The organism is Luteibacter yeojuensis (assembly GCF_011742875.1).
Taxonomy (GTDB): Bacteria; Pseudomonadota; Gammaproteobacteria; order Xanthomonadales; family Rhodanobacteraceae; genus Luteibacter; species Luteibacter yeojuensis.
This window is the reverse complement of the sequence record NZ_JAAQTL010000001.1, coordinates 1065299-1089494: the sequence shown is the minus strand read 5'-3', so window position 1 is coordinate 1089494 and position 24196 is coordinate 1065299. Positions and strand designations below refer to the sequence as shown.

The window sequence follows — 24196 nt, the reverse complement described above, 5'->3', positions numbered from 1 at the left end:
TGTCTCCTCCCATCCAAAGAAGAGAGGAGTCGCGGGCATGTTCGCCATCACCGGTATCACGGGAAAAGTAGGCGGCGCCGCAGCGCGCACGTTGTTGGCAACGGGGCACCGGGTCCGCGCCGTGGCGCGGGACCCGGTTCGGGCGCGCGTCTGGGCGGAACGCGGTTGCGGGATCGCCGCTGCCGACATGTGCGATGCCGCTGCCTTGACGGCGGCCTTCGCGGGAATGGAAGGCGTCTTTATCCTGCTGCCGCCCGTATTCGATCCGACGCCCGGCTTCTCCGAATCCGGCGCCGTTATCGATGCGGTACGCACGGCGTTGCTGGCGGCGCGCCCTGAGAAAGTGGTGTGCCTGTCGACCGTCGGGGCGCAGGCGAGGCAACAGAACCTCCTGACGCAGCTGACGCGGATGGAAGAGGCGCTGCGGAGCGTGCCTGTTCCGGTCACGTTCCTGCGTCCTGGCTGGTTCATGGAGAACGCGGCGTGGGATGTCACGTCCGCGCGCGAGCACGGCATCGTCCCGAGCTTCCTGCAACCGCTCGACCGGGCCGTGCCGATGGTCGCCACCGCGGATGTGGGTCGCGTGGCGGCCGAGCTGCTCCAGCAGACCTGGGCAGGCGCACGGGTTGTCGAGCTGGAGGGCCCGGTACGCGTTACGCCGAACGATATCGCGGCCACTTTCGCGCATGTCATGGAGCGGCCGATCCGGGCGGAGGTCGTGCGGCGCGAGACCTGGGAAACATTGTTCCGCTCGCAGGGAATGACACATCCGGAGCCGCGCATGCGGATGCTCGACGGCTTCAACGAGGGCTGGATCGACTTCGAGGGGAACCCGGACAGTGTCGTCAAAGGCCGGATTCCGCTGGAGACGGTCGTTCGTGACCTCGTGCGCAGCATGGGGCAGTGACTCCGCGGAACGGCTGCCGACCTCGACGGCGTCAGGCGGTGCCCGGCGCCAGCTGCTCCCAACGCTCGCTCATCGCCGCCAGGCTCTTCTGCACGAAACGTACGAAGTTCAGCGTCACGTCGCTCGCGATCCGGCCGGACAGGGTGAGCGCGTGCAAGGGCAGGGGCGAGGGCTCGAAGGGTTCCAGCACCCTGCGCAGGCGGCCGTTGCCGAGGTCGTCGGCCACCATGTAAAGGGGAAACTGTGCGAAGCCCACGCCCGCGCGCGCCGCGGAAAGCAAGGCGCCGGGGTCGCCCGAGGCCATGCGGCCGTTGCGGCGCCGCGGTGCCATGCCGCGGAATCGCCAGTAGCCGGACGTTTCGCCGGCGTAGCTCAGGCAATGCGCTTCGTCGAGATGGGATGGGTTCTCGGGTGTGCCGATACGACGAACGAGGTCGGGGCTGCCTACGGTCACCATGCGCACGCTGCCAAGCGAGCGCGCCACGATGTCGTCGCTGTCCGGCATGGTTTCGCGCAGGCTGAAGATCACGTCGGCCTGCTGGCGCAGCAACGCCTCGAAGTCGCTGTCGCCGTTGCCGACCTGGACACGGATGCGCGGATGGATGGCGGCGAAGCCGGGGACCAGTTCCGCCACGAGCGGCGACAACAGGCCATGGGCCTCGATCCGCACCAGGCTGTTGGCCACGCTTTGCGCCGCGGCGGCCTGTTCGGCGGCGAGTGCGGATTCGCACATGGCGGCGGCGTGGCGATACACACGCTCGCCCGTCGCGGTCACGGCGAACTGGCGGGCATTGCGATGCAGAAGTCGGGCACCGAGGCGTTCCTCGAGCGCGATGATGCGGCGGCTGAGCAATGAGCGCGTCGTACCCAGTCGTGCGGCAGCGGCGGAGAACCCGCCCGCTTCAATGACCTGGACCAGCAGGAACAGGTCGTCGAGATTATTGATTCGTTCCATTGTCCTGCGCGCCGGGCTGTGCCGCGACGTCCAACCTCACTATGCGATGGCACCCTTGCGTGCCGCCGCCAGTCTAGGGAAATGTGACGGCCGCCACCTTTGGGCGCGCGCGAAATTCCTTTGCTGGAGCGGAAATTTCCCTTTCGAACGCCGTATACTCCAGTGAAAACGTACCGGCCAAAGGTACGGGCAGTCCGCAGGGGGACCTTCATCATGTCCATTCAGGATTCCCACATCCTGGTCATCGACGATGCGCCGGAGAACATCCGCGAACTGCTGCTGGCCCTCAGGGCGCAACCCTGGCGCATTACTCTCGCGACCACCGCGGAACAGGGTTATCACCGCGCGCAAGCGCTGGTACCGGACCTGATCCTGCTGGACGTGCGCATGCCGGGCATGGACGGGTTCGCGCTGTGCCGTCTTCTGCAGGAGCTGCCACGGGCACGCGCCACGCCCATTCTCTTCCTCACCTCCGCGTCCAGCGCGGAAGAGCGCCTGGAAGGCCTGAACCACGGCGCCGTCGATTACATCCTGAAATCCTGCGATCCCGCGGAAATTATTGCGAGGGTCCAGATCCACCTGCGCCTGTCCCGGCGTGGCGATGCTCCCGACGCGGCCGCGGACGTTGCGCCGAACCGTGACGAGGCGATGCTGCGCGCGGCGATGCGGTTGATCGGCCGCCAGCTGTCCGCGCCCTTCACGCTCGAGGAGATCGCCGCCGGCGTGGGAACGTACGACAAGCGCCTGTCCGCGATCTTCCGCCAACAACTGGGCATGACGGTGTTCGCATGGATCCGCGAGGAGCGCCTGCGCAAGAGTCGCGAACTGTTGGCCGACACATCGCTGGGCATGCAGGAGATCGCGGAGAACATCGGTTTTCGCAGCGCCTGCAATTTCACCACCGCGTTTCGCGAACGCCTTGGCGTGACGCCCAGCGAATACCGCAAGGCAGCGCGGCAGGGCGCCGTCGAAGCATCGGCCAGCCGTGCACGGTAGCCGATCCCAGGTGGCTGCAAGGGCCGGTTGGCGAGGGCTCGCGGCCGCGCTGCTGCTGGCATGCCTCATGGCGTGGCAGGTTCCCGCACATGCCTCTTCGGTGCAGCTTCCGCTGACGGTCTATGCGCAGGACAGCGGCCTCACCAGTCTTTCCGTCGTGCGGATGCTCGTGGATCGCGACGGTTTCCTCTGGGTCGGTACCGAGAAGGGCCTGTACCGCTTCGACGGCCTCGGATTCAACGCGGTCGGCAAGGATCGCGGATTCCAGACCTCGGAAGTGATCGGCCTCGGCGAGGATGCGGAGGGCCATCTGTGGGTGGCCTCGCGCGCCGGCCTGCAACGGCGCGGCGACGACGGCAACTTCGCCTGGGTGAAGCCCGGCGGCAGCACGATGTTCGCGGATCGCGGACAGACCGTGGCCGCCGACGACCATGGCGGCATGCTGGTCGTGAGCGGCCACCGGCTGCTGCACCTGAGCGTGGACGCCGCGGGTGCCTGGTCCTCGTCGCCCCTGATGGCGAACGCGGCGGGGCAGGTGGACGTGAGCGCGGTGCTGCACCGTAGCGGTACCACCTGGTTCGGCTGCGGCAGTGAAGTGTGCCGGTTGCGCAATGGCGTCCTGACCCGTTTCGGCACGGCCCAAGGCGTACCCGCGGACAAGTGGCTGGGCATACTCGCCGCGCAGGACGGCAGTCTCTGGGTGCGTGGCATACGCCACGTCGTCCGCTTGCCGGCCGGCGGCCTGTCGTTCGAAGAACACGGGATTCCTGGCGGCCATACCGAAGTGGCGGCCTCCAGCATCGACATCGTCGAGGATCGGGCCGGGCGCATCCTTACCCGCACCGACGTGGGTGTCGCGCGCTGGGATGGCGCGCGCTGGGAGCTGTTCGATACGGGCAATGGCGTGCCCGACGTCGGCATCTCGTCCATGGTGGCCGACCGGGAAGGCATGATCTGGATGGGTACGTACGGTCGCGGCGTCTTTTATTGGAGCAATGCCGATGCCGTCGAGAACTGGACGGCCGCGCAGGGCCTGAGCGGCAGCCTGGTGTGGTCGATCGCCCGCGGCGATGCGCATACGATCTGGGTAGCCGGCGAGTCCGGTGGCGAAGCCATCGAAACGGACAAAGGCCGCGCGCACCGCGCGCCTCTGGACATTCCGCCACCCAACCAGGCGCACGCGGTGATCGCCGACGGGAAGGGGGCGATCTGGTACTTCCTCTTCGACGGCCGCGTCGTACGCTACGACCCGGCGACGAAGCAGGGCACCGATATCGCCACGCTGCCTTATCTGGTGCGCGGCGCCTATCTCGACAGCGCGGGGCACTTCTGGGCCTATACGCTCGGCGGCCTCTACGAGGTCGACCCCGTCGCGAAAAAAGCCGCGCCTGCCGCGCCCGCGCTGATCCCCTCCACCATGTGCTCGGACGTCGCCGAGGACGGCCAGGGGCGTCTCTGGGTCGCCTGCAGTTCCGGTCTCTACCGGCACAACGCTGGCGGCTGGTCGCGCGTGCACGTGCTGCCGGAGGAATCGCCGGGCGGCTACGAGAACGTGGCGGTCACGCCCGATGGCCGCCTCTGGCTCAGTTCCCTGCAACCGGGACTGCTGACCGGGCAGGTCGGCGACGCCGCCGACGTGAGGATGACCCCGGTGGCCGATCCGTTGCTGGCCGACACGCGCTTCTATTTCCTGCGCGCCGACCGTAGCGGCCGGTTGTGGGCTGGCGGCGGCAATGGCGTGGACGTGCTCGACCCCAGCGGCTGGGTCCGTCTGTCCATGCGCGACGGTCTGCTCTGGGACGAGACCAATCACGGCGCGTTCTTCGCGGATACCGATGGCACCGTGTGGATCGGTGCGCCGATCGGCCTCACGCACGTGCTCGATCCGGGGCAATTGCTCGCGCCACGGGAAATCCATCCGCTGCTGCTCGCGACGCGTTACGGGAAACGCGACGTCGCGGCCGGCGCCACGCTGCCGTTCCGCGACGCGGCAGCGCTGGTATTGCGTTTTGGGGTATCGGGCAACAGCGCGGGCCACCCGGTGCGTTTCCGCTATCGTCTCTCCGGCGTCGACGACGGCTGGGTCGATACCGCGCAACGCGAAGTCCGTTATGCGTCGCTCCCTCCCGGGCGTTACCGCTTCGAGGTGAAAGCGGTGGACGTGAACCGGCGCTCCGAGTCGGATCCCACTGTTCTCGAGCTGACGGTGTCGCCGCCATGGTGGCTCACGCCCTGGGCTTTCGTGGGAGCCGCGATCCTCGTCATCCTCCTTGTCGCGCTCGCGTGGCGCTGGCGGATTCGCCTGCTCGTCGCCCATGCGCAACGGCTGGAAGGACTCGTGCAGAAACGCACGGCGGAACTGCGCCAGTCGTTGCAGTCCCGCCGCATGCTGCTGGCGCATGTCGGCCACGACCTGCGGGCTCCGCTGGGTGCGATCATGAGCGCGGTCCGGCAGTGGCGCGTTGGCAGCACGCGACGCGACTACCCGCAGATCATCGAGCGACACGTACGCCAGCAGATGGAACTGATCGACGACCTGCTGGAATTCTCGCGCGGTGAACTCACCGAGCTGCAGCTCGAACCGGTACCGGGCTACCTGCACGGTTTCCTGCACGAGGTGGGAGAGCAGGCCGTCCTGCTGGTGGAACGGCACGGCAACCGTTTCGAATGCCGCTTCGACGACCGGCTCCCCGCCGTAGTGGTCGCGGACTTCCGGCGCCTGCGCCAGGTATTGCTCAACCTGCTCGGCAACGCGGCCAAGTTCACCCACGATGGCCTGGTGGTTTTCCGCGCGGACGCGGTGCCGGATCGCGCCGGCCATATCAGGCTGGTCTTCTCGGTGGAGGATACCGGCATCGGTATCGATGCCGGGGCGCTGGAATCGTTGCAACAACCCTTCGCGCGTGGCGACAACGCCACGCAGCACGAGGGCAACGGCCTGGGCCTCGCCATTGTCATGCAGCTCCTCCAGCACATGGGTACCCGCCTCGACGTGGAATCGGAACCCTCGCACGGCAGCCGCTTCACCTTCGCGCTGGACCTCGACGTGGCCAACGAGGACGAGCTGGAGGCCGAGCTGGAAGCGGGCGGCGACATCGGCGACCTGGATGGCGAGGGCAGGCTGGTCCTCGTCGTCGAGCCGCACGCCACGCGGCGCGCGATGTTGTGCGACCTGCTTGACGGCTATGGCTTCCAGAGCATCGCCGTTGCCGACGCCGCCCCGGCCCTGGAGGCGATACGCCGGGAGATCCCGGCTCTCGTCATTACCGAACACCGCCTGCCCGGCGGCGACGGCTGGCGCCTGTTGCACGCCGCGCGCCTGATCGATCCGTCGTTGCCGGTGCTTCTGTATGCCGCGATGTCGCCGCGACGCCCGCTGGACGATACCCTGCGCTTCGACGGCGTGCTGCTGAAGCCCGCGACGGCCGCCGAGCTGATGGCGTATGTGACTCGCCTCACCACGACCGTGGTCGACAAGACACTGTAGGAAGGCGGCGCATTCACGTTTTCACCGGCATTCCGACTTCCGCTCCGGCAAAGGTCGGCAGGTTGTCGAGCCGGCATGTTCCGCCATCCGGGCGCGGCCGAGTGCGCGTCGGTCTTTTGACGCACGCCGAAAAGTTTTTGCAGAAGCGGAAGTCCGTCATGCCGGGCATGACGCAAGGTCACACGGCGATGCCTTTCTTGTTCCATCCCTGAGACATAGCATCGTCGCTGCTGCTGTGACCCGTTTCACAGCTTGAACACCGACATCCCCACCCCGAAGCCTCGCGGCATTCGGGCAGGGGAGCTGTTGGTCCGTATCAGGCCCGTCAACACTGCAAGGCGACCCATGTCAGGGACCAAGTCATCGAACCCGTTCCGCCCCCGCGCCCACCGCTACGCGCTGGAGCCCAGGCAGATGTACGACGGCGCGGCGCTCGTCGAGGCGGCGCATCACGTCGACCCCGCACATGCGGCGCATGACGCGGGTAAGTTCCAGAGTCCCGCCACCGAGCAGCCCGGCCATAGGGAGGCAGCCGCGACGCCGCCTCCCGCGGCACGCGCGACGGCACCTGCCCAGGTCTACGTGATCGACCAGAGCGTGACGAACTGGCAGTCGCTGCTGCCGCAGCTCCCGCAGGGCAGCCAGGTCGTGGTGCTGGACGGCAAGTCCTCGGGCCTGTCGCAACTTGCTAACGCGCTGCGTGGCGAACACGACATCGGCGCCATCCACATCATCAGCCACGGTGCGAGCGATTCGATTTCCCTGGGTACCGACACCGTCACCGCGGCGAATGTCGCGGCGTTCAAGTCCCAGCTCGGCGAGATCGGCGCGTCGCTCTCGGCCGATGGCGACATCCTCCTCTACGGTTGCGACGTGTCGCAGCATGACAGCGCCCTGGTTACCCAGCTCGGCAGGCTGACCCAGGCCGATGTGGCCTCGTCCACGGACGCCACGGGCGCGGCAGCCCTCGGTGGCGATTGGACGCTGGAAAACACGGTGGGCCACGTCGAGGCGCGTTCGCTGGCGCTCGATTACGACGGCCTGCTGGTCGCGCCGACCGTGACGACGAGCAGCAAGGGCATCACCGTCTCCGAACCCAGCTCGCTCAACGCGGCCGGTGCCGACCGCGCGCAGTTGAGCGGCTGGACCATCGTGGACGACGGCGTCGGCGGCGATTCGGTCACCGTCACGGCCAAAGTGCACGACCAGGGCATGGGAACCCTGCTCTCGGGCAGCGGCGGAAGCAGTTCCGATGGCGGTCGCACTTACACCTTCACCGGCACGCGCGCCCAGGCGAACGCCTGGCTGAACCAGCTTACCTTCGTGGCAGGCGACAACGAGCTGGGCGTCACTGCCGCGAAGACCAGCATCGACGTCACCGTGCAGGACGCGGAAGGCCTGTCGGCCAGCCATTCGCTGGACGTGACCATCACGCCGTCGAACGATCCGGTCTCCGTGGCGGATGCCACGAAGGACGTGCAGGAAGTGGACGGCTCGGGCAACCCGAGCGTCACGGTCATCGGCATCGACACGCTCCACGCCATCGACAACGAAGTGGACGTGTCGCACACGCAGACGCCGACGCAGATCGTCTACAGCGTCACCGGCCTGCCGCAGTACGGGTACCTGACGCTCGACGGCGTGCGCCTCGGCGCGGGCTCCGTGTTCACCCAGCAGGACGTGATCGACGGCAAGCTGGCCTATGTGCACACCGCGACCGGTGCCCAGCAGGACCTGGCCGACGACTTCACCGCGCGCGTGAACGATGGCGCCACGCCGCTCGGACAATCGGACACGGTCCACGTCACCCTGAATATCGTGCCGGTGAACCAGGCGCCGGCCATCGGCGGCAAGGGCATGGTCTACGAAGGCCAGCCGCAAAACGCCGTGGATACCGGCAATGTCGGCCAGTACATCGTGGCGACCACGGGCGGCGATCCGCAGGACAGCCACCTGACGATCACCATCACCTCGCTGGCTTCGCACGGTACGCTGTACTTCAAGGGCACGGTCGTCCACGTCGGCGATACCTTCGACTACGCCGACCGCGATTTCCTCACCTACAGCAACGACGGCGTGGAGAACGTCGCGTCCGACAGCTTCGGCGTCAGTGTCAAGGACGAAGGCGGCGGCGCCGACGTGAAGGCGACGGACGGTACGGTCACCCTCGACATCCACGCGGTGGACGACGATCCGGCCTTGGTCGCCGGCAGCACGAAGACCGCCACGGTGCCCAACGACGGCACCTATATCGTCACCCTCACGCAGGGCATGATCGGCGCGACCGACCCCGATTCGCCGAACGAGAACATCAGCTTCGTCACCAGCCAGACCGGCCTCACGCATGGCTATCTGCTCCTCAACGGCGAGAAGCTCCTGGATGGCGCGACCTTCACCATGGCCGACGTGATCGCCGGGCGCGTGCAGTATGTGCAGACCCAGGGGGCCACCGCGGGCCAGCAGGACAACTTCCATTTCCAGGTCGTGGACAACACCACGGCATTGCGCTGGAACCCGGACGGTTCGATCTTCACGCGCATCGGTGGCGACTATACCGGCGGTACCCCGGCGGACACGCTGCGGGACTACACCTTCACGATCGATCTCGCACCGACGCCGGACGGCAACGGGGGCGGCTTCGTCACCCACGATCCGGGTACGCCGGACACCGATTCCTCGCATGCCGGCGTGGACCCGGACGGCCATGCGGCGGGCGGGACGGTGAACGAGGGCGGCGTCATTGTCCTGAGCGGCACGACGGATGGCGGCGCCGCGGGGCTCAGCTATACCGCGAACGGCGTGGATCCGTCGCAGGTGGTCTACACCTTCCTCGGCTTCACCAACGACGCCGGGATCCCCGGCGCCGCGGGCACGCTGCAGAAGGAAGTGAACGGCGTCTGGCAGGACATCTCGACCTACGGCACGTTCACGCAGGCCGACCTCAACGCGGGCCACGTGCGCTTCCAGCACGACGGCGACAGCGAAAACTTCCACGTCGCCGCCAACTTCTCCGTCTCGGCGGGCCTGGTCACCGTCGTGAACGGCCAGGCGGTGGTGGACAACTGGACGCCATCGTTCGATATCTACATCCGTCCGGAAAACGATGCGCCGACGGTCTCGGGTTCGTCGAACACCGTGATCAACGAAGGCGACGTGGCGTACATCACCACCGGCCAGCTCGGCCTGGGCGATCCGGACGACGCGACGAGCCAGGGGTATCTGGAAGGCACCGACCAGCTCCCCGACGGAAGCGGCGACAACTACGCGGACAACAACGATGCCACCGGCACCCACGCGCTGAAGTTCATCGTCGACACCTTGCCGCCGGGCGGCACGCTGGAATATTCCACCGACGGCGGTCACACCTGGCAGGCGGTGACGGTGGGCCTGGAGCTGGATGCCTCGATCGTCACGAACGACCCGGCCACCACCGGCCTGCGTTTCGTCAGCAACAACTCCGAAGTGCGCACCGCGACCTTCACGGTGGAGGCGAAGGACCGCTGGGGTACCCATTCGGCCGACACCGCCGACGTCACCATCCAGATCACCAACGTCAACGACGCCCCGGAGATCGCGAAGGACCCGACCAAGTCCGATCCCACGATCCCGGCCGATTCGCCGAACCAGATCGGCGGCACGCCGGTGAACGAACCGCTGACGCTGCCCGAGGGCGGCTACGCGAAGATCACGGCGGACATGTTGCAGGCGTACGACCCGGACAGCAGCGATGTCCAGGTGCAGTACGTCATCACCAGCGCTCCCGCGCACGGGAACATCGCGTTCTCGACCGACGGCGTGACCTTCCATATCCTCGGCAAGGGTTCGTCGTTCACCCAGGCCGACGTGGCCGCGGGGCATATCTACTATCTCAACGACGGCACGGAGTCGTCCGGCGTCGGTTACCCCGGTACGCCCGACGACAGCTTCGGCTTCACTATTTCGGACGGCGACAAGGAACAGGCCGGCAACGCGTTCTGGATCTACACCAAGCCGACGAACGATGCGCCGGTCGTCACGGCACCGACCGGCCCCGTCGATATCGACAGCGGCAACCCGCAGCACAACGAAGTGCCCGGGTTCCATATCGACGATCCGGATCTCGCCACCGTCGGCGGTGGCGAGACCGACTACGTGCAGGTCACGATCCGTCTGCTGGATGCGAACGGCAGCGCGTTCGATGCGGGCAAGTACGTCACGGACGGCGTGAGCATCGGCATCGACGGCAGCAGCGGCGTCACCATCGACGCGGACAAGAACGGCACCGGCGACTACCTCGTGTTGACCGGTACGCGCGCCCAGATCAATGCGGCGCTGGCGAAGCTGACCGTGACCTTCGGCAGCGACCTCGATGCGAAGTACCAGGTGCAGGTGATCGCGGACGACCGCCTGCGCGATGCCGGCGGCGTGCTGCTGGGTACCGCCAATGGCGGCGACGTCAACCAGTCACCGGATGCCGGCACGGGGCAGGGCGATGGCACGAGTCCGGTCGATGCCACGAATTACGACTGGTACAGCGACGCCGTCCCCGTCGACAGCGGCAACCTCGCCGCGGCGGCAGTCATGATCCGCGCGTCGAGCGTGAACGAACCCGCCACCATCGGCGGCCCGACCGCGCCGGTACAGGTGATCGAGGACCAGCCGACGCACATCGGCGGCGGCTTCGTCGTCAGCGATCCCGAGTCGACGGCCTTCGACACGCCGGTGACGGTGACCCTCACGGTCCCGACCGGCACGCTAGGCATCGGCGGCACGGGCAACGACTCGAGCTTCACGCCCAGCGGTGCCGGCCACCAGGCCGTGACGATCTCCGGCGACAACACCGGCAACCTGGTCCTGACGGGCCGCGCCGAGGACATCCAGGCGTTGCTCAACGACGCCACGAACGGCCTCACCTACAAGAGCGCGCCGAACGTCAACCACGACACCAACGGCGGCGCCGCCGGCGACGTGTCGCTGACCATGAGCCTCGACGACGCCGGCTCACGCATCGGCGACGACACCGGTGCGGGCAGCGTCGCCAACAATCCGGCCGACGTCGTGATCGCCCTCGACATCGTCCCGGTCAACGACGCGCCGACCGTATCCAATGGCGGCGCCAGCGACCCGGTCTACCTCAACGGCAGCACGCCGCTGCCCGGCTTCAGCGTGGGCGACGTCGACTACGACGACGGCGGCAACATCGCCGCGGGCGAGCAAGACTTCATGCAGGTGACGGTCCGCGTCACGGATGCGGCCGGCCATGCGCTGGCCCAGTCGCTCTATGCCGGCATCCAGATCGGTTCGAGCGACGGCAGCTCGGGCGTCACGGTGGACACGGTCTACAACGGCGACCACGCCGCGCTGGTCATCCGCGGTACGCGCGACCAGATCAACGCGTACCTGGCAGGGCTCACGGTGTCGATTGGCGGGACCCTCGCCAACGCCGACAACGCCTACCACGTCGAAGTCGTCGCGGACGACCGCCTGCGCGACCCGACGACGGGAGCCCTCGACGGCTCGAATGCCGCCAACGGCGGCCTGAACGATGCCGGCACGGGCACGGCGAACGTGCCGGCGACGGCAGTCGATCCGTACGCCGATGTCCCGTCGGGCCTCGACAGGAACGTCTCCTCGGCATCGCGCGACGTCTTCCCCTCGTCGGTAAACAACCCGGTGGCCATCGGCGTCACCGAGCCGAACGTCGGCAACGAGAACGCGGACAATCATTACACGCTCAGCCACGTCACGCTCGCCGACCCGGATGCGGGCACGGCGCCCGTGACCGCGACCGTCACGTTGCCGCCGGGCTTCACGGTGCACGACGTGAACGGCGATACCAGCCTGACCGGCACCCTTGGCAGCGCCTCGTACACGATCAGCGGCGGCAAGATCGTCATCAGCGGTTCGATCGACGACGTCGAGGCGGTGATCAACAAAGTAGGCGTCACGTTCCCGGCCCATGCGGACGGCGACAACAACACGCTCTGGAACGGCACGTTCCAGGTCCAGGTCGCGGTCGACGACGGCGGCAACCACGGCAGCCGTCCCGACCAGGGCACGCTGGACGGCGACGCGGCGCAGAACGCCGCGGACGACCCGAACACGAAGGACGACCAGTACGGTTACGCCGACGGTTCGTCGAACGCCCTCGTCACCACGCTCGTCTTCGACGTCACCATCAACGGCGGCACCGTGGTTCACGAGGCGGGCCTGCCTGGCGGCACGACCGCAGGGGACGGCAGCGCGGGCGTGGACGGCACCCAGAGCATCGCCCTGGTGAATCCGCTGGACAGCATCACCATCGGCGATCCGGCCGCGGGCGCCGGTCGCTCCGTGACGCTCACGCTGGATCAGCTGAAGAATATGTCGCCCGGCGACTATGCGATCGACACCGGATACGGCAGGCTGGTCATCACCGGCTACGACGTAACGGACGACGCGCACGGCGTACTGCACTACCACTACGAGCTTACGGGGCCGGTCGACCAGCCCGGCGCCACCGGCAGCAGCGAGGCCATCGCGATCTCGACGGTGGACAGCAGGGGTCTCACCGATAAGGGAAGCATCACGGTCGACATCGTCGACGACGCCCCGGCGGCGCAGGCCGATACCGGTTCCGCCGGCGAAGACACCGGCGTGCCGGGCACGGGCAATGTCCTGACCAACGACCACGTCGGTGCCGACGGCCCCGCCGATGCGGTCACCGGCGTCGTGGCCGGCGATACCGGCGTGCCGGCCGTGGGCCACGTGGGCGGCGCTGTCGTCGGCGCGCACGGCACACTGACCCTCGATGCCGATGGCAGTTACAGCTACGCGGTCGACGACAACGACAAGGCGGTCAATGCGCTGAAGAGCGGCGATTCGATCACCGATGTGTTCACCTATACGATCACCGATGCGGACGGCGACACCAGCACGACCACGCTGACGATCACCATCCACGGCAATACGGACGGCGATCCCACGATCGGTGCCGTGGACAGCAACGGCGGGGCCGACGGCCATGCGACTGTCCACGAGTCCGGCCTCGCCGATCACGACGGGACGCAGAGCGCGACCGGGACGATCGAGGTCAGGGCGGACGACGGCCTGACCAGTGTCGAGGTAGGGGGCGTCACGCTGGATCTCGCGGCCCTCGGCGCCATCGCCGGCGGCACGCCCAGGACCATCGATACCCCCGACGGCACGCTGGTGATCACCGGCTGGTCGCCGTCCGGCAATGTCGGTGGCGTGCCGTTGGGCGGTACCCTGACCTATACGTACACGCTCGATGGCGCGCTGACGCACAGCGGCAGCACGGACGCCAGCAGCACGGAAACGATCGGCCTGGTCGTCAACGACGCCGGTGGCGGCCACGACATGGGCACCCTGGTCGTCAACATCGTCGACGATGTGCCCACCGCCAACGCGGACAAGGGTGACGTGACCGAGGACGCCAACGACCCGGCGACCGGCAACGTCATCACCGGCGGCGGGGCGAAGGACGTCGCCGATCGCACCGGCGCCGACACGCCCACCACGGTCACCGGCATCGCCAAGGGGGATACCGGTGGCGCGGTCAGCGGCCATGTCGGCAGCGCGATCGACGGTAAATACGGCAAGCTCACGCTCAACGCCGACGGCAGCTATACCTACGTGCTGGACGACACGAATCCCACCGTGAACGCGTTGCGGGACACCCAGACGCTGACCGACGAGGTGTTCACGTACACCATCACCGATGCCGACGGCGACATCAGCACGACGACGCTGACCATCACCGTCCACGGCAAGTCGGATGGCACGCCCACCATCGGCGGCAGGGACGACAACGGTGCCGCCGAGGGTCACGTCACCGTGCATGAGTCCGGTCTGGTCGACGTGGGCGACGACAGCGAAGCCGTGGACGGTGCGATCCTGGTCACGGCGCCGGACGGGCTCGACAGCATCGTTGTCGGCGGCACCACGGTCAGTCTCGCGGAACTCGCCAACCTCGGCCCCGGCCACGAGATCACGATCGACACGCCGGACGGCACGCTGGTCCTCACCGGCTTCGTTCCCGGTACGACGGTGGGTGGCATCCCGACCTCGGGAACGCTGGCCTATACCTACACGCTGGATGCGCCGTTGGCGCAGGCCGGTCTCGACCATACGACCGAGACCATCGCCTTGACCGTCAACGATGCGGGCGGCGGCAGCAACGCCGGCAGCCTGGTCGTCGACATCGTCAACGATGTGCCGGTGGCACATGCCGATAACGCCGACGCCAACGAAGACAGCCCCGACGCCGCCACCGGCAACGTCATCACGGGCAGCGGAGCCCACGACGCCGCCGATCGTCCCGGTGCCGACTCGCCGGTAACGGTGACCGGCGTCGTCGCCGGTAGCGCGGGCGGCCCGGCCAGCGGCCATGTCGGCACCAGCGTCACGGGAGCCCACGGTACGCTGGTCCTTCATGCCGACGGCAGCTACAGCTACCTGGTGGACAACGACGATCCCGACGTCAACAAGCTGAAGGACAGCGAGTCGATCCAGGACGTCTTCACTTATACGATCACCGACGCGGACGGCGACAGCAGCACCACGACGCTGACCGTCACGATCCACGGCAACACCGACGGCGGTCCGTCCATCGTGGCGGACGACGGCAACGGCGCCGGTAACGGCGCGCAGACCGACGGTCACGCCACGGTGTGGGAAGCCGGCCTTTCGGCCGAACCGCAGGGGCACAGCGCTTCGACCACGGGTACGGTGCGCATCACGGCCCCGGACGGGCTGGTCTCGGTGTCCGTCCATGGTGTTTCCGTGTCGCTGGCCGACCTGGCGACGCTGGGCAGCGCGCCGATCACCATCGACACGGACGACGGCACGCTGGTCCTGACCGGTTTCGATCCGGAAACGTTCGTCGGTGGCGTCCCGACCAGCGGCAAGCTCACGTACACCTATACCCTCGACGCTCCCTTGGCCCAGGCCGGCGGCGATCGCAGCCACAGCCTCGACACGATCGCCCTGGCGGTCAACGACGCGGGCGGCGGCAGCGCGACGGGCGACCTCGTGATCGATATCGTCAACGATGCGCCGACCGCGCGCGCCGATGGCGCGGATGCGTACGAAAATGGCGCGGGTGCGGCGGGCAACGTGATTACCGGTCTCGGCCCGGACGATGTCGCGGACCGTGTGGGCGCGGATGCGCCGACGACGGTCACCGGCGTAGCGGCGGGCGATACCGGCGGCACGGCGAGCGGGCAGGTGGGCAGCGGGCTGGCGGGCCTGTACGGCACGCTCACGCTCAACGCCGACGGCAGCTACAGCTACGTGGTGGACGACACGAATGCGGCGGTGAACGGGCTGCGCGACGGCCAGTCGGTCACGGACGTGTACACCTATACGATCACCGACGCGGACGGCGACACGAGCAGCACGACGCTGACCATCACCATCCACGGTCACACCGACGGTACGCCGACGGTTTCCCCGGTGGACGGCAACGGCGGCGCGGACGGCCATGCCACCGTGCACGAATCCGGCCTGGTCGACCACGACGGTTCGCCATCCGCGACAGGCACGATCGACCTCACGGCGGACGACGGGCTGGCGAGCGTCACGATAGGCGGTACCACGCTGGACCTGACCGACCTCGACGGCCTGTCCGGCGGATCGCCGATCGTCATCCATACGCCCGATGGCACGCTGGTGCTTACCGGCTTCACCCCGACCGCCATGCTCGGTGGCGTACCGACGGCCGGCACGCTGAGCTATACGTACACGCTGGACCGTGCGGTGTCGCAGCCTGGCGACACGCACAGCCACGACGACATCGCGCTCACGGTCACCGATGCCGGAGGCGGTACGGTCGGCGGCACGCTGGTCGTCGACATCGTCGACGATGCCCCGGCGGCGCATGCGGATGCGGGCGATGCGAACGAGGATGGCCCGGCTCTCACCGGCAACGTCGTCGGTGCCAGCGGTGCGGGCGACGTTGCCGATCGCGTCGGCGCGGACGGCACGGCCACACCGGTCACCGGGGTAGCCGCGGGCGACATCGGCGGCGCGGTCAGCGGCCATGTGGGCAGCGGCGTCGCGGGTCGATACGGCACGCTCACGCTCAACGCGGACGGCAGTTACAGCTACCTCGTCGACAACGGCAATCCGACGGTCAACGCCCTGAAGAATGGGGAGACGCTGACCGAGGTCTACACCTATACGATCACCGATGCCGACGGCGATACCAGCAGCACCACGCTGACCATCACCATCCACGGCCATACGGACGGTGGCCCGGGCATCGTGCCCGTGGACGGCAACGGCGGCGCCGAGGGTCACGCGACCGTGCACGAGTCGGGTCTCTCCGAACATGACGGCGCGCAGGTCACGAAGGGCTCGATCGGCGTGACCGCCACCGACGGCCTGGTCAGCGTCACCGTCGGCGGCACCACGCTCACCACGGCGCAACTCGACGCGCTGTCGACGGGCGCGCCGGTCACCATCCATACGCCGGACGGCACGCTGGTGCTGACCGGTTTCGCGACGACGTCGACCGTCGGCGGCGTTCCGACGGCTGGCACGCTGAGCTACACGTACACGCTGGATCGTCCGCTGTCGCAACCGGTGGGCAGGGACAGCGTCGACACGATCGGCCTGAGCGTCCGCGATGCCGGTGGCGGCACCTCGACCGGGTCGCTGGTCGTGGATATCGCCAACGACGCGCCGACGGCGCGCGACGATAGCGCCACCATCGCCCAAGACGCGGGGCAAACCTCCGCGGGTGGCAATGTCTTCACCGGCTCCGACCGTATCGGTGCCGACGGCGCCGCGAAGGACGGCCCGGTGACCGGCGTCGGCTCCGCGAACACCGGTCACGGCGGCACCGTCGGCGGCATCAGCCAGGGTGAGTTCGGCACGCTGGTCCTCAACGCCGATGGCTCGTACAGCTATCGGCTGGACACGGCCAACCCGAAAGTGAGCGCGCTCGATGCCAGCCGCACGCTGACGGAGACGTTCGTCTACACCATCACGGACGCGGACGGCGACGCCAGCGAAGCGAGGCTGACCATCACGATCCATGGAACGACGCCGCCGATGCAGGCTCGCTCGGGCGACCCGTTCTTCCCGGCGAACTATGGCTCCACCTTGCGCGATATCCGCCAGGGTTACGAGCCCGCCTTGTTCGTGCTCCCGGCAGTGAACGGCTCGCAGGACGACACCGTGCGTTGGCAGAACCAGTGGGTGACCGGCCGCCTCGACCTGTCCGGCCTCGGCGAGATCGCACAGGATCCCGAGAACGGCCAGTTCGTCCTGAACGACGGCGTAGGCTTCTCGCACCGGCTGGTCGAGGAAGCGCATGCCCGCTCGCGCGTGGCACTGAACGACTTCGGCCTGGCGTCCAGCCCGCTGTGGGACGACTTCTCGCCGTTTTCCCTGAGACACCTCCGCGAGAGCCGGGAGGCCACGCGCGAGCATGCGGGCGAACGCCACGAACGGGCCCACGCGGCGCATCGCGAGAACAGCGCGCCGGGGACGGCCCCGGAAGCGACGAGGGAGCCCGTGTCCGTGACGGTGGTGCCGCCGCCCGCCGCCACGCCAACAGGCGCGCCGTCGCTCACGGCACAGATCGCCGCCATGGCCAGGGCAGGCGCCGCGCCGCTCGCCGCCACTCCGTCACGTCATTAACCGGAACGAATCCTCCATGCTCCATTCAACCGCCATGAAGACCGCCATGCCGAAGACCGCGTTGCGCCCCATACCCCTTGTCGCCTCGCTTGCCCTCGCCGTGTTCCTTACCGGCTGCGGAGCGGTGAAGCCCAAGCCGCTCACCCACGACGAGGTCCTCGCGCGCGTGCGCAACGACCAGCAGGCGATGTACAAGGGCCAGGAGCCCGTCACGGGAGCGCTGACGCTTTCCGACGTCATGGCGCGCTCGCTCAAGTACAACCTCGACTATCGCCTCAAGCTGATGGAAACGGCCTTGTCGCGCGGCCTGCTGGACGTCTCCGAACTGGACATGCTGCCGAAGCTGATGACCGACGCCGGTTACCGCTGGCGCAGCAACGATTCCGGCGGTACCAGCATCGGCATCCAGGACCGCGTCGTGAGCCTGCGTCCGTCCACGTCCGAGGAACGCGTGCATTTCCTCGCCGATGCCACCCTGTCGTGGGACGTGCTCGACTTCGGCCTGAGCTACTACCGGGCCAAGCAGCAGGCCGACGACGTCAACGCTACCGACGAGCGTCGCCGCAAGGTGCTGCAGAACATCGTGCAGGACGTGCGCGACGCCTACTGGCGCGCCCTCGGCGCGCAGCGCCTGCTCGGCGAGACGCAGACACTGGCCGACAACATCCAGGCCGCGCTGGAAAAAACGCGACAGGCCGAGCGCGCCGGCGTGCTGCCGCCGGTGGAAGGCCTGGAATACCAGCGCGCATTGCTCGACGCGATGACCCTCGTGACCGAGAAGCGCCAGGAAATGGAGTTTGCCAAGCGCGAGCTCGCCGCGCTGATGAACCTCGCCCCGGGCACCGGGTTCACGCTCGCCGACGCCAAGGAAACCACCTTGTCGCAGGTGCCTTCGAACCTCGACCAGCTCGAGCAGATGGCCCTCGAGCAGCGGCCCGAGCTCCGCGAAGAGGACTACAAGGCCCGCATCGACGCGGTGGAGACGAAGAAGCAGATCGCCGCGCTGTTCCCGAACCTCAACCTGTTCGGCGGTGGCGGTTACGACTCGAACAAGTACCTGTACAACGAAAGCTGGGCGCAGGGCGGCGTCAGCATGTCGATGAACCTGTTCCGCCTCGCCGGCATTCCGGCCATCAAGCGGACGAACGAAGCGCGCATGAAGGTGGACGATGCACGCCGCATGGCCCTGAGCATGGCCGTGCTCACGCAGGTGCGCGTTTCGGTGGAGCGCTACAAGCTCGCCGTGTATGACCACCAGCTGGCCGATGAGTCCGCCCGCGTGGACCAGCGTCTTGCCAGCGTCGCGCGCGCCGGTTCCAGCAACCAGCTCACCAGCGAGCTGGAAACGCTGCGCACCCAGGCCCGTTCCATGGTGTCGCGCTTCCAGGAAGCCTCTTCGTACGCTGCGGCGCAGTCGGCCTATGGCCGCGTGCTCAACTCGGTCGGTATCGACCTCATGCCGGAACAGGTGGTGGGGACGGACCTGCCCACGCTTTCCCTTGCCATCCAGGCCAGCCTTGCCGGCGGCGAGAAGCAGGTGTTCACCGAGACCGCCGATGCCGTCGCGGTGGATCGCCCGTTCCGGCTCAGCGTTACCGGTCTTCCGGCTCGCGTGGATGGGGGCGCGGTGCGCGCCGCCATCGGCAAGGTGATGACCGGCAACCAGCTCTCGCTCGGCATGGGCGCGGATGCCCTGGCCGTGGAATTGCACTTCGGCACGACACCGGGCAAGACGGCGACGCGCGCGCAGTGGGACGTGATCGTGCAGGACAACGGGGGCAAGCGCCTGATGACGCGCAGCTACCGCAGTTACCTCCCCGACGAGGTCACTACGCGTGCGGTCGCCGCGCTGGCCGAAGCCGCCACGCTGTCGGTGATGGGCGACATGCGCCAACTGGCCGCGGCACCCGAGACGGCGGCTGCCGGCCAGCCATGAACATGAAGAAGGTGATTGGCATGGCCAGCCTGCTATTCCTGGGGCTGGCGGGGGCCGCGCAGGGACAGTCCTCTCCCGATCCGGGTGCCCAGGCTCCCGTGCGTTTCCTCGTGGTCGCCGATCGCGAGGCGCCGCTGTCCGCGGTGGCCGGCGGACGCGTCGCCCGCGTCTATGCGCAGCTGGGCGACAGCGTGGCGAAGGGCAAGGTGCTCGTCTCGCTCGACTGCAGCGACCTCGACGCCAAGCGCGATGCGGCGGAAGCCGAGTACAAGGCGGCGCAGCTGCGGTACGAAGCCAAGGCCAAACTGCAGGGCCTGCAGTCCGCCGCGGCGCTCGAGGTGGAGCTGACCGCGGCGGACGTGAACCGCACACGCAGCCAGGTGCGCATCTTCGCCGCGGAGCTGGCCCAATGCCGCTTCGTCGCACCGTTCAACGGTCGTGTCGCGCGCGTGCACGTGAAGGAAGGGCAAGGCGTGGCGCCGGGTGCGCCGATCGTCGACCTCGTCGGTACCGGTACGCCCAAGGCGCGGCTCAACGTTCCCTCGAGCTGGATCGCATGGCTGCGCCCGGGCGCGCATCTCGAGGCCAGCGTGGACGAAACCGGCGAACACTACGTGCTGACCGTGACCCGGCTCAGCGGCCGTGTCGACGCCGTGAGCCAGACCATCGAGATCGAGGCCGATTTCCTCGGCGATACCAGCCGTGTGCTGCCGGGCATGAGCGGTCGCGCCTCGCCCGCGAAGCCTGGCGGAAAGGGCTGAGCCGATGAATGCCCCGGACACCCGCGGCGCGACCGCGTCGTCGCGGTTCTACGCGCTCGCCGCGCGGGTCGAGGCCGCCACGACGGCGGCCGAGCTCGGCTTCGTCGCGTGCAACGAAACCCGCTTGCTGGTGGATTACCGGCAGGCGGCCTTGGTCACGCTGTCGCAGGCGCGCGGACCGTGGCTGGCCGCGCATTCCGGCCTGGCCGATCCGGATCCCAACACGCCGTACGCCTTATGGCTGGCGGCCGTGGCCCGCCGGATCGCGGAGCGCTGCGCGGAGCTTCCCGCGTCGGCGCGCGTGCTGCCGTTGTCCCCGGAGATGCTGGGCGAGGAACTCGCAGCGGCGTGGGGCGAATGGTTGCCGGCGCACGTATGGATCCTTCCGCTGACCGGTCCCGACCAGGCCGTGGGTGCCTTGCTCTTCCTCGCCCGCGATCATGCCTGGCCGACGACCCTCGTTCCGGACGGCGCGGACTATGCGCTGCTGCAGCTGTCCGGCCTCTACGGTTACGCGTGGTGGTCGCTCGTCGCCCGGCCCACGCGCTGGCAGCGCTGGTGGCGAAAGGCCGGCACCGGCCGCCGGTTGCGCTATGCGCTGGCGGCGCTGCTGCTTGTGCTGCTGGTTCCCGTGCGCGAGTACACCCTCGTGCCCGCCGAGGTCATTTCCACCCGGAGCCAGGTGATCGCCTCGCCGCGCGAAGGCGTGATCCATCGCATGGCGGTGCTGCCGAACACGCCGGTGAAGGCCGGCCAGGTGCTCGCCGAACTGGACGACACCACCTTGCGCAACCGCCTCGCCGTCGCCCAGGCCGAACTGGCGACGGCGAGCGTGGAGATGCACCAGGCCGCACAGCAGGCCATCGAAAGCCAGAACGCCAAGGCCGACCTCGGCATGGCGGAAGGCAAGTGGCGCGAGCGCCAGGTGGAAGTCATGTCGTTGCAGCGCGAGGTGGACAAGCTCGCCATCCGCGCGCCGGCCGACGGCGTCTTCGTCTATTCCGATCCCGACGACTGGGGCGGCCGCCCCGTGCAGACGGGCGAGCGCATCGGGCTGCTCGCCGATCCGCACGCGCTCGGCGTCCGCGCCTGGGCGCCGGTCGGCGAGCCCACCAACCTCGCGGCGGGTGCGCCGATGACGGTGTTCCTCAAGGTGGCCCCGCTGGATCCGCTCGATGCGCGACTGGACTATGCCGGCTACCAGCCGGTGGAAGCGCCCAATGGCGTGGCGAGCTACGTGCTGCGCGGCACGATCGAGGGCACGCCGCCCGGCGCGCGCATTGGTCTGCAAGGCACGGCTCGCGTGTCCGGCCGCTGGAGCGTGCTGGGTTACCTCATGCTGCGCCGGCCGCTCGCGACCGTGCGCTCGTGGAGCGGGATCTGACGATGTCGGCGACAGCGATGGGATCGATGCCTGCGGCGCCACCGTGGCCCGCATTGCGCGACGAGCTGAGCATCCATCCGGTGGGACGCAACCGCGACGGATCGCCGGCGTGGCATCTGTCCGATCCCGTACGCAACCAGTTCTTCCGCATCGGCTGGCTGGAATTCGAGATACTCCGGCATTGGGCGCTGTGCGATCCGGGGCGCATCGCCGAGGCGATCGCGGCCACCACCACGCTGGTGCCGGAAGCCGGGGATGTGCTCGATTTCGTCCAGTTCCTGCAGCAACAACAACTCACCCGCGCCGCCATGCCAAAGCGCCAGGCGTCGGTGCTGCACTGGCTGTTGCAGAACTACCTGTTCATCCGCATCCCGCTCATTCGGCCCGAGCGGTTCCTGCGCCGCGTGCTGCCCTATGTGCGGTGGATGTTCGGCGCGAGATTCCTTGTCGCCACCTTGCTGGCCGCGGTGCTCGGGCTCCTGCTGGCGGCACGTCAATGGGATGCCGTGCAGGCCAATCTTCGCGGGGCGATGAGCTGGGACGGTGTCGTCGCCTTCGCCGGGGCACTCGTCTTCTCCAAATGCTGGCATGAGTTCGGCCACGCGTTCATGGCCACGCGGTTCGGCGTGCGCGTCGGGCACATGGGCATGGCGCTGCTCGTCATGCTGCCGATGGCGTATACCGACACCGGCGAAAGCTGGAAGCTCGAGCGTTCGCGGCGCCGCCTCGCCATCGCGTCGGCCGGCGTCATGGCCGAACTCGTGCTCGCCGCCTGGTGCACGCTGCTCTGGTCGTTCGCACCGGAGGGGAATTTCAAGAATGCCTTGTTCTTCCTCGGCACCACCGCATGGGTATTGACGGTGGCCGTGAACGCGAGTCCGTTCATGCGCTTCGACGGTTACTTCATCCTGGCCGACGCCCTCGACTATCCAGGACTGCACGAGCGGGCGGGGCGCTGGGCCAAGCGCTGGGTGCGGCGCGGGCTGCTCGGCATCGAGGATCCGCGTCCCGACGCGGTGTCGCCACGCTTCGCGGGGTTCCTGACCGCCTTCGCGTTCGCGACCTGGCTGTACCGGCTGACACTTTTCGTAGGTATCGCCGTGATCGTCTACCACGCGTTCTTCAAGGCGCTCGGCCTCATTCTCTTCCTGGTGGAAATCCTCACGTTCGTGGTGAAACCGATGGTCTACGAAGTACGGGTATGGTGGGCCCGACGCGCGGAAATCCGCCGCGCCGCACTCATCCGCTGGCTCCTGCCTCTTGGTGTCCTCGCCGTGGTCTTCCTTCTGCCGTGGTCGTCGGGCATCACCGCCGACGGCATCGTGGAGGCGGGCTTCGAGCAGCCCGTGTTCACGCCCTATGCGGCACGCCTCGAGCGCGTGGCGGTCCACGACGGCGAACGCGTGGCCCCGGGACAGGTGCTGTTCGAACTCTCGGCGCCGACGCCGAAGGACGATGACGCGAAGGCGGCCGCCTTACGCGAGGCCTACGAGTCCACCGCCCGCGGCGCCGTGGCCCTCGACCGCGACGGCGTGGCCAAGCAGGTCGTGGCCGAGCGCATGGCCGATCAGTACGACGTGCAGCGACGCGCCAGCGCGGCCGAGCTTCATCGCCTGCGCCTCGTCGCCACCGAGGGTGGGGTCGTCCGCGATCTGGATACGACCTTGCAGGCCGGGAACTGGGTGTCGCCCGGTTCGCGCATCGCGACTGTCGTGGGCGGCACGCGCTGGCGTGCCGAGGTGCTGGTTTCCGAGGCCGACCGCGCTCGCCTGGTGCCGGGTACCGAGGCCACCGTCTATCCGCATGGCCGCTGGACTCCTTTACGCGGCCGCATCGTCGCGTTGGACAACGGCGCGATGGAACACCTGCCGAGCCTGATGCTGGCGAAGAACCACGGCGGTCCGGTTCCGCTGAATCCGACCGCGCCCGCCAAGGACCTGCGGCCGGCCTCGGTCTGGTACCGGGTACGCGTGGAAGGCGACGGCCTGACCGACCCGATCGCCACGGAGGATCTGGCCACGGTGCACCTTCAGGGTCGCCGGGAGAGCATCGGCCGGCGCTGGATCGACAGCGTGCTGCTGATCCTCCTGCAGCAGACGGGGCTGGGCAAGGACGGCTGAACCTCGTAAAACGGTCCGGAAA

The 24196-nt window shown here is 68.2% G+C and carries 9 protein-coding genes; 8 read left to right on the top strand and 1 reads right to left on the bottom strand.

The genetic code is table 11. The features are described 5' to 3' along the window. Positions 1-37: 37 nt before the first annotated feature. On the top strand, positions 38-907 hold the full coding sequence (locus HBF32_RS04725) for an NmrA family NAD(P)-binding protein (RefSeq protein WP_166698487.1): 870 nt from the start codon (positions 38-40) through the stop codon (positions 905-907). A gap of 31 nt (positions 908-938) precedes the next feature. Here HBF32_RS04725 and HBF32_RS04720 read toward each other — a convergent pair whose 3' ends face one another. Then, on the bottom strand, positions 939-1862 hold the full coding sequence (locus HBF32_RS04720; RefSeq protein WP_166698485.1) for a LysR substrate-binding domain-containing protein: 924 nt from the start codon (positions 1860-1862) through the stop codon (positions 939-941). A 213-nt stretch (positions 1863-2075) separates the two neighbouring features. On the opposite strand from HBF32_RS04720, the gene HBF32_RS04715 reads away from it, so the two are divergent. From HBF32_RS04715 to HBF32_RS04685, 7 genes are all read left to right on the top strand, one after another. Then, complete coding sequence (locus HBF32_RS04715) at positions 2076-2858, top strand: response regulator transcription factor (RefSeq protein WP_166698484.1); 783 nt, start codon at positions 2076-2078, stop codon at positions 2856-2858. 10 nt (positions 2859-2868) lie between these two features. Beyond that, a complete protein-coding gene (locus tag HBF32_RS19595) occupies positions 2869-6345 on the top strand; it encodes an ATP-binding protein (RefSeq protein ID WP_166698482.1) in 3477 nt (1158 codons plus the stop codon). A gap of 345 nt (positions 6346-6690) precedes the next feature. Then, positions 6691-17973: a VCBS domain-containing protein gene (locus HBF32_RS04705; RefSeq protein WP_166698480.1), complete on the top strand. Its 11283-nt coding sequence runs from the start codon at positions 6691-6693 to the stop codon at positions 17971-17973. 16 nt (positions 17974-17989) lie between these two features. Beyond that, the gene (locus tag HBF32_RS04700) at positions 17990-19909 is read left to right on the top strand and encodes a TolC family protein (protein WP_205287700.1); all 1920 of its coding nucleotides are present in this window, start codon (positions 17990-17992) and stop codon (positions 19907-19909) included. 20 nt (positions 19910-19929) lie between these two features. After that, on the top strand, positions 19930-20670 hold the full coding sequence (locus tag HBF32_RS04695; RefSeq protein WP_240147791.1) for an efflux RND transporter periplasmic adaptor subunit: 741 nt from the start codon (positions 19930-19932) through the stop codon (positions 20668-20670). 4 nt (positions 20671-20674) lie between these two features. Further along, positions 20675-22054, top strand: a complete 1380-nt coding sequence (locus HBF32_RS04690; RefSeq protein ID WP_166698476.1) for an efflux RND transporter periplasmic adaptor subunit — start codon at positions 20675-20677, stop codon at positions 22052-22054. 17 nt (positions 22055-22071) lie between these two features. Beyond that, on the top strand, positions 22072-24174 hold the full coding sequence (locus HBF32_RS04685) for a site-2 protease family protein (protein ID WP_240147790.1): 2103 nt from the start codon (positions 22072-22074) through the stop codon (positions 24172-24174). The last annotated feature ends 22 nt before the right edge of the window (positions 24175-24196 follow it).

Bases quoted from the DNA above. Each gene is read 5' to 3' on its own strand.
- HBF32_RS04725 (WP_166698487.1), top strand. From the start codon at position 38: ATGTTCGCCATCACCGGTATCACGGGAAAAGTAGGCGGCGCCGCAGCG.
- HBF32_RS04720 (WP_166698485.1), bottom strand. From the start codon at position 1,862: ATGGAACGAATCAATAATCTCGACGACCTGTTCCTGCTGGTCCAGGTC.
- HBF32_RS04715 (WP_166698484.1), top strand. From the start codon at position 2,076: ATGTCCATTCAGGATTCCCACATCCTGGTCATCGACGATGCGCCGGAG.
- HBF32_RS04705 (WP_166698480.1), top strand. From the start codon at position 6,691: ATGTCAGGGACCAAGTCATCGAACCCGTTCCGCCCCCGCGCCCACCGC.
- HBF32_RS04700 (WP_205287700.1), top strand. From the start codon at position 17,990: ATGCTCCATTCAACCGCCATGAAGACCGCCATGCCGAAGACCGCGTTG.
- HBF32_RS04695 (WP_240147791.1), top strand. From the start codon at position 19,930: ATGGCCAGCCTGCTATTCCTGGGGCTGGCGGGGGCCGCGCAGGGACAG.
- HBF32_RS04690 (WP_166698476.1), top strand. From the start codon at position 20,675: ATGAATGCCCCGGACACCCGCGGCGCGACCGCGTCGTCGCGGTTCTAC.
- HBF32_RS04685 (WP_240147790.1), top strand. From the start codon at position 22,072: ATGGGATCGATGCCTGCGGCGCCACCGTGGCCCGCATTGCGCGACGAG.